General features: G+C 75.1%; 6 protein-coding genes. 2 read left to right on the top strand and 4 right to left on the bottom strand.

Annotated features, from left to right (window positions below):
• Nucleotides 1–120 precede the first annotated feature (120 nt).
• On the bottom strand, nucleotides 121–1,263 hold the full coding sequence (locus ACI782_RS25890; RefSeq protein ID WP_456912988.1) for a PQQ-dependent sugar dehydrogenase: 1,143 nt from the start codon (nucleotides 1,261–1,263) through the stop codon (nucleotides 121–123).
• Nucleotides 1,264–1,422: 159 nt separating this feature from the next.
• On the opposite strand from ACI782_RS25890, the gene ACI782_RS25885 reads away from it, so the two are divergent.
• Nucleotides 1,423–2,379 carry a 2-hydroxyacid dehydrogenase gene (locus ACI782_RS25885; protein WP_456912987.1) on the top strand — a complete coding sequence of 319 codons (957 nt, stop codon included), beginning with the start codon at nucleotides 1,423–1,425 and terminating at the stop codon, nucleotides 2,377–2,379.
• 4 nt (nucleotides 2,380–2,383) lie between these two features.
• Here ACI782_RS25885 and argG read toward each other — a convergent pair whose 3' ends face one another.
• The 3 genes from argG to ACI782_RS25870 form a co-directional block, all read right to left on the bottom strand.
• Nucleotides 2,384–3,799 carry an argininosuccinate synthase gene (gene argG, locus ACI782_RS25880; protein ID WP_456912986.1) on the bottom strand — a complete coding sequence of 472 codons (1,416 nt, stop codon included), beginning with the start codon at nucleotides 3,797–3,799 and terminating at the stop codon, nucleotides 2,384–2,386.
• Between the two features lie 63 nt (nucleotides 3,800–3,862).
• Complete coding sequence (locus tag ACI782_RS25875; protein ID WP_456912985.1) at nucleotides 3,863–4,231, bottom strand: PH domain-containing protein; 369 nt, start codon at nucleotides 4,229–4,231, stop codon at nucleotides 3,863–3,865.
• Nucleotides 4,232–4,237: 6 nt separating this feature from the next.
• The gene (locus ACI782_RS25870) at nucleotides 4,238–5,077 is read right to left on the bottom strand and encodes a helix-turn-helix transcriptional regulator (protein WP_456912984.1); all 840 of its coding nucleotides are present in this window, start codon (nucleotides 5,075–5,077) and stop codon (nucleotides 4,238–4,240) included.
• A gap of 86 nt (nucleotides 5,078–5,163) precedes the next feature.
• Here ACI782_RS25870 and ilvD point away from each other — a divergent pair, with 86 nt between their 5' ends.
• Nucleotides 5,164–6,867 (top strand): dihydroxy-acid dehydratase, encoded by a 1,704-nt coding sequence (ilvD, locus tag ACI782_RS25865; RefSeq protein ID WP_456912983.1) that lies wholly within the window; start codon nucleotides 5,164–5,166, stop codon nucleotides 6,865–6,867.
• The last annotated feature ends 184 nt before the right edge of the window (nucleotides 6,868–7,051 follow it).

The raw sequence follows: 7,051 nt of genomic DNA, 5'->3' as shown, positions 1-7,051 counted from the left end.
GGGGGGGGGGGGGGGGGGGGGGGGGGGGGGGTGGGGGGGGGGGGGGGGGGGGGGGGGGGGGGGGGGGGGCGGCCGGGGGGGGGGCCGCGCCCCCCCCCCCCCCCCCCCCCCCCCCCCACGTCACAACGGGGAGTCCGACGAGCCGCCCGGCGGGAGGATGCGCAGCACCTTGTCGTCGTCGGCGGCCGGGGTGCCGATCCCGTCGCGGTTGGACGTGGTGATCCAGAGCGCGCCCTCGGCGTCGAGGACGACGGTCCGCAGCCGCCCGTAGCGGTCGGTGAGGAAGGCGGTCGGCTGGTCGGCGGCGGTGCCGGTGGGGTCGAGCACCACGGCGTGCACCCGCTCGCCGTCGAGCGCGCCGAGGAAGACGGTGCGCCCGGAGACCGCGCAGCCGCCGAGGCCGCCCTCGGCCGCCGGGAAGTCGACGACGGGGCCGGTGCTGCCCGGCCGGGCCTCCGGCCAGCCGTAGTCGCCGTCCGCGACGAGCGCGTTCAGCTCGTCGGGCCCCTCGGCCGCGTCGTCGGCGGCGAAGATCGTCTCGTCCCCGCCGAGGCACAGCGCGGTCACGTCCCGGTGACCCTGGCTGTGGACGGGGCCGGCGTCGCCGACCGGCTGGCCGAACACGTCGACGTGCAGCACCTTGCCCGCCAGCGAGGCGGGGTCCTGGGCCAGGGCGGCGTTGCCGGTGTCGCCGGTGCCCACGTACAGCGTGCCGTCGAGACCGAAGAGCAGCCCGCCGCCGTTGTGCGTCTCGCCGCGCGGGATCCTGGTGAGCACCGGGTTCGGCGTCCCGCCGAGCGGGAACCGGACCACCCGGTTGTCGGTCGCCGTGGAGACGTAGGCGTAGAGCAGGCCGTCCTCGGTGAAGGTGGGGGAGAGCGCCAGCCCGAGCAGCCCGCCGTCGCCGGCGGTGTCGATGCCGCCGATGGTCATGAGCTCCTCGGCGGGCGAACGGTCCGGGAAGACGTGCAGCAGCCGGCCGGTCTCGCGCTCCCCGACGACCGCGCTGCCGTCGGGCAGCACGACCAGGCCGGTGGGCACGTTCAGCCCCGAGGCCACGACGTTGGGGTCGCCGCCCTCCTCACCGGAGTTCGGCTCGGCGGGGTCGCCGGGGGAGGGCGGCTGCGTCGACTCGGTCGGCGGCCCCACCTGCGGCGGCGGGCCCTCGGGCAGCGGCCGGAACGGGCCCGACGGCTCGTAGCCGCCGCTGCCGCACCCGACGAGGACGGCGGTCAGCAGGGCGGTGCCGACGAGACCGCCCACCCGTCTGCTGCGCTGCCGGCCCACACCAGCACAGTACGTGCGCCGGGTGGCCCCGTCCCGGGTCCCGGCCCCCTGCAGGCCCCCGCGTGGCCCCGTCCGGAGGCTCGCCGCGAGCCTGCGAGCGGGGAGGGGGACGGGGTCCTCTTAGGGTCGGGGTCCGTGACCTCCGACATCACCGGGACCCGGGTCGTGGGCCCGGACGAGACCCTGCACGTGATCGTCCCGTCCTCGGCCCTCGCCACCGCCGTGGAGGCGGTGTCGCCGCGGGTGCGCGCCCACCGGGTGCCGCCGTCCGACGGCCCGCCAGCAGGGGAGGCGACGCAGGCGCAGGTGTGGGTCCCCGGGGGCGGGACCGGCATCCCCGACGGCTTCCTCGCCGCGCTGCCGCACCTGCGGCTGGTCCAGCTGCTCAGCGCCGGCGCGGAGCGGTTCGTGGACCGGCTGCCCGAGGGCGTCGTCCTCTGCAACGCGCGCGGCGCGCACACGCCGTCCACCGCCGAGTGGGTGGTGGCCGCGGTCCTGGCCGCCCAGCGCGGGATCCCGGAGTTCGTCCGCGCGCAGGACGCCGGCCGCTGGGCGCCGCGGACGTGCGGCACCGTGGTCGGCGCGCGGGTCCTGGTGGTCGGCGCCGGGGACATCGGCCGCACCGTCGGCCGGGTGCTCGCCGGGTTCGACGCCGAGGTGACCTACGTGGCCCGCACCGCCCGGGAGGGCGTGCACGGCACCGGCGAGCTGCCGCGGCTGCTGCCGGAGGCCGACGTCGTCGTGGTCCTGGTCCCGGTGACCGAGGAGACGACCGGCCTGGTGGACGCCGCCTTCCTCGCCGCCATGCGGGACGGCGCGCTGCTGGTCAACGCCGCCCGCGGGGTCGTCGTGGACACCGGCGCGCTGCTGGCCGAGCTGCGGTGGGGGCGGCTGCGGGCGGCCCTCGACGTCACCGACCCCGAGCCGCTGCCGGAGGGCCACCCACTGTGGACGGCCCCCGGCCTGCTGCTGACCCCGCACGTCGCGGGCAACGTGCCGCAGAGCAACGAGCGCGCCGCGGCCGCGGTGACCGACCAGCTGGCCCGCGTGCTGGCCGGCGAGCCGCTGGTGAACGTCGTCGGGGTCTACTAGGGCGTCAGTCGGTCCCGGACTCCATCGCGGCGCGGTCGAGCAGCTCGTCGTCGGCGGACACCTGGCCGCGGGAGGCGATCGCCTCGGCGCCGCCCTCGCGCAGCGGGCCGACCAGTGCCGCGTGCGAGCTGTCGACCATGCCGATCGCCGCGTACTGCTCGAGCTTGGCGCGGGAGTCGGCGATGTCGAGGTTGCGCATGGTCAGCTGGCCGATCCGGTCGACCGGCCCGAACGCGGAGTCCTCGGTCCGCTCCATGGAGAGCTTGTCCGGGTGGTAGCTGAACGCCGGACCGGTGGTGTCGAGGACCGAGTAGTCCTCGCCGCGCCGCAGCCGCAGCGTGACCTCGCCGGTGACCGCCGTCCCCACCCAGCGCTGCAGCGACTCCCGGAGCATCAGCGCCTGCGGGTCCAGCCAGCGGCCCTCGTACAGCAGCCGGCCCAGCCGCCGTCCCTCGCTGTGGTAGGTGGCGAGGGTGTCCTCGTTGTGGATGGCGTTGACCAGCCGCTCGTAGGCCGCGTGCAGCAGCGCCATGCCCGGCGCCTCGTAGATGCCCCGGCTCTTGGCCTCGATGATGCGGTTCTCGATCTGGTCGGACATGCCCAGGCCGTGCCGGCCGCCGATGGCGTTGGCCTCCAGCACCAGGTCGACGGGGGAGGCGAACTCCTTGCCGTTGATGGTCACCGGCCGGCCCTGCGCGAAGCCGACCGTGACGTCCTCGGGGGCGATCTCGACGTCCGGGTCCCAGAACCGCACACCCATGATCGGCTCGACGATCTCGATGTCTGCGTCGAGGTGCTCCAGGCGCTTGGCCTCGTGGGTGGCGCCCCAGATGTTGGCGTCGGTGGAGTAGGCCTTCTCGGTGCTGTCCCGGTAGGGCAGGCCGTGGGCGACCAGCCACTCCGACATCTCCCTGCGGCCGCCGAGCTCGTTCACGAAGTGGGCGTCCAGCCACGGCTTGTAGATCCGCAGCGACGGGTTGGCCAGCAGGCCGTAGCGGTAGAACCGCTCGATGTCGTTGCCCTTGAAGGTCGAGCCGTCCCCCCAGATCTGGACGTCGTCCTCGAGCATGGCCCGCACCAGCAGCGTGCCGGTGACCGCCCGGCCGAGCGGGGTGGTGTTGAAGTAGGCACGGCCGCCGGACCGGATGTGGAACGCCCCGCAGGTGAGCGCCGCCAGGCCCTCCTCCACCAGGGCGGCCCGGCAGTCGACCAGCCGGGCGACCTCCGCGCCGTAGGCGGTGGCGCGACCGGGCACGGAGGCGATGTCGGGCTCGTCGTACTGGCCGATGTCGGCGGTGTAGGTGCACGGCACCGCACCCTTGTCGCGCATCCACGCGACGGCCACGGAGGTGTCGAGGCCGCCGGAGAAGGCGATCCCGACGCGCTCGCCGACGGGCAGGGACGTGAGCACCTTGGACACGGGTAAGAGTATGCACGACCGTGAATGGTCATGCAAAGCGGCCGTTGAGCCGGCCGGACGGTGTCAGGCGGGGTCGGGGATCCGCCCGTCGGAGAGGGCGGCCAGGCGGGGCAGGTCGCGGGCCCGCAGCACCGGCAGCCGCACCTGCGTGCCGCGGGTGGTGACCAGCCACAGGTCCCCGCGCTCGCCGACCCGGATGCCGGCCAGCTCGTCCCAGGGCACCCGACGCCGACCGGCCAGGGAGCGCACCGTGACGCCGTCGTCCCCGACGTCCACGCCGACGCGGAGCACCCACACGGCGACGAGCACGGGCACGAGCAGGAACACCGGCGTCCAGGGCGCGGCGAAGGCGAGCGGGACGGCGCAGACGAAGAGGAAGGCGACCGGGAGCATCGCCGTCCGGCTCATCCGCAACCGGGCGGGAGCGACCACGGCTGCTCATCCTCCCAGACGGTCGGGGCCCGCCGGCCGGGTGAGCTTGGCCGCGGCGTCGCTGCCCTCGGCGGCGGTGTAGACGACCAACTGCAGGCCGGGTGCGTCCGCGGGCGTCAGCTGGTGGTGCTCGAGCAGCAGCGTGCCGACCAGGGGGTGCTCGAAGCGCCGCTCCGAGGAGCTGAACCGGTCGACGTCGTGACTGGCCCAGCCGGCCCGGAAGTGCGGGCTGGCCGCCTCCAGCCGGGCGACGAGGTCGACGACCTCGCGGTCGGCCAGCCGCGGCCCCACCTCTGCGCGGAACTGGGTGAGGAAGCGGCGGCTGTCGGTCGTCCAGTCGCCGAGCAGATCGCGCACGGCCGGGTCGGTGAAGACCAGCCACAGCAGGTTGCGGTCGGCGGACGGGACGGCGGCGACACCCGGGTAGAACCGCTCGTAGGCGTGGTTCCAGCCGACGATCGACCAGCTCGGGGTGATCACGTACGCGGGGGAGGGGCCCAGGGCGTCCAGCAGCCGCTGCACGTGGGCGGGCACCCCGTCGGGCTCGCTCGGCGGCGGGGCGCCGCCGTGCCCGGTCAGGCGGCGGACGTACTCGTGCTCGGCCGGCGACATCCGCAGCGTGCGGGCGAGGGCGTCGACGACCTGCCGGGAGGGCCGGATGTCGCGGCCCTGCTCCAGCCACGTGTACCAGGTGTGGCTCACCCCGGACAGCAGCGCGACCTCCTCCCGCCGCAGCCCCGGGGTGCGGCGGGCGCCGCCGGCCGGCAGTCCCGCCTCGCGCGGGTCGAGCTGGCGGCGGCGGGAGCGGAGGAACTCGGCCAGCTCCCGGCGCGCGGACGGCGGCACGGCGGCTCCCGGGCTCGGTGGTGGTGTCGGTACCAGTATCGGCGCTCCCTCGGCGGCGACCGCGGACCGGCCTACGATCCCGGGACGTGACCACCGTCGAGGAACCCCGCGCCACCGCAGACGTCAAGCCCCGCAGCCGTGAGGTGACCGACGGCATCACCAGGGCCCCGGCCCGCGCGATGCTCCGCGCCGTCGGCATGGGCGACGACGACTGGGACAAGCCGCAGATCGGCGTCGCGTCGTCCTGGAACGAGATCACCCCCTGCAACCTCTCGCTGGACCGGCTGGCCAAGCGGGCCAAGGAGGGCGTGCACGCCGCCGGCGGCTACCCGCTGGAGTTCGGCACCATCTCGGTCTCCGACGGCATCTCCATGGGCCACGAGGGGATGCGCGCCTCGCTGGTGTCCCGCGAGGTCATCGCCGACTCGGTCGAGACGGTCGTGTTCGCGGAGCGGCTCGACGGCTCGGTGCTGCTGGCCGGCTGCGACAAGTCGCTGCCCGGCATGCTCATGGCCGCCGCGCGCCTCGACCTGGCCAGCGTCTTCCTCTACTCGGGGTCGACGCTGCCCGGGCGCCTCGGCGACCGCGACGACCTCACGATCATCGACGTCTTCGAGGGCGTCGGCGCCTGCGCCCGCGGGCTGATCACGCGCGAGGACCTCGACGCCATCGAGAAGGCCGCCTGCCCGGGGATGGGCTCCTGCGGTGGCATGTACACGGCCAACACCATGGCCAGCGTCGCCGAGGCGCTGGGCATGGCCCTGCCCGGCAGCGCCGCCCCGCCGGCCCCCGACAGCCGCCGCGACGCGTTCGCCGTCGCCTCCGGCGAGGCCGTGGTCAACCTGCTGCGCCAGGGCATCACCGCCCGCCAGATCATGACCAGGAAGGCGTTCGAGAACGCGATCACCGTGGTCATGGCGCTCGGCGGCTCGACCAACGCCGTCCTGCACCTGCTGGCGATCGCGCACGAGGCGCAGGTCGACCTGACCCTCGACGACTTCAACCGGATCGGCGACCGCACGCCGCACCTGGCCGACGTCAAGCCGTTCGGCCGTTACGTGATGACCGACATCGACCGCGTCGGCGGCGTCCCGGTCGTGCTGCGCGCGCTGCTCGACGCCGGCCTGCTGCACGGCGACACCCTCACCGTCACCGGCCGGACCATGGCCGAGAACCTCGAGGAGATCGCCCCGCCCGACCTCGACGGCACGATCGTCCACGCGATGAGCGACCCGATCCACAAGACCGGCGGGCTGACCATCCTCCGTGGCTCGCTGTCCCCGGAGGGGGCGGTCGTGAAGTCCGCGGGCTTCGACGCCGACGTCTTCGAGGGCACCGCGCGCGTCTTCGACGGCGAGCAGGGTGCGATGGACGCCGTCACCGAGGGCACGCTCAAGGCCGGCGACGTCGTCGTCATCCGCTACGAGGGGCCCCGGGGCGGCCCGGGCATGCGGGAGATGCTCGCCGTCACCGGCGCGATCAAGGGCGCGGGCCTCGGCAAGGACGTCCTGCTGCTCACCGACGGCCGGTTCTCCGGCGGGACGACCGGCCTGTGCGTCGGCCACGTCGCGCCCGAGGCCACCGACGGCGGCCCGATCGCGCTGGTGCAGGACGGCGACCCGATCCGGCTGGACCTCACCACCCGCACCCTCGACCTGCTCGTGGACGACGCCGAGCTGGCCCGCCGCCGCGCCGCGTGGACCCCGCTGCCCCCGCGCTACACCACCGGGGTCCTCGGCAAGTACGCCAAGCTGGTCGGGTCGGCCGCGCAGGGCGCCATCTGCGGCTGAGGAAGGACCCCGTCCTCCTCACCGCTCGCAGGCTCGCGGCGAGCCTCTGGACGGGGCCAGGTGCCATGGGGGACCTCGTCCTCCTCACCGCTCGCAGGCTCGCGGCGAGCCTCTGGACGGGGGCAGGTGCCATGGGGGACCTCGTCCTCCTCACCGCTCGCAGGCTCGCGGCGAGCCTCTGGAC

It is taken from the genome of Geodermatophilus sp. SYSU D00703 (genome assembly GCF_054050155.1).
Note: the sequence above shows the minus strand (reverse complement) of the source record. Positions and strands in the feature narration are given on the sequence as shown.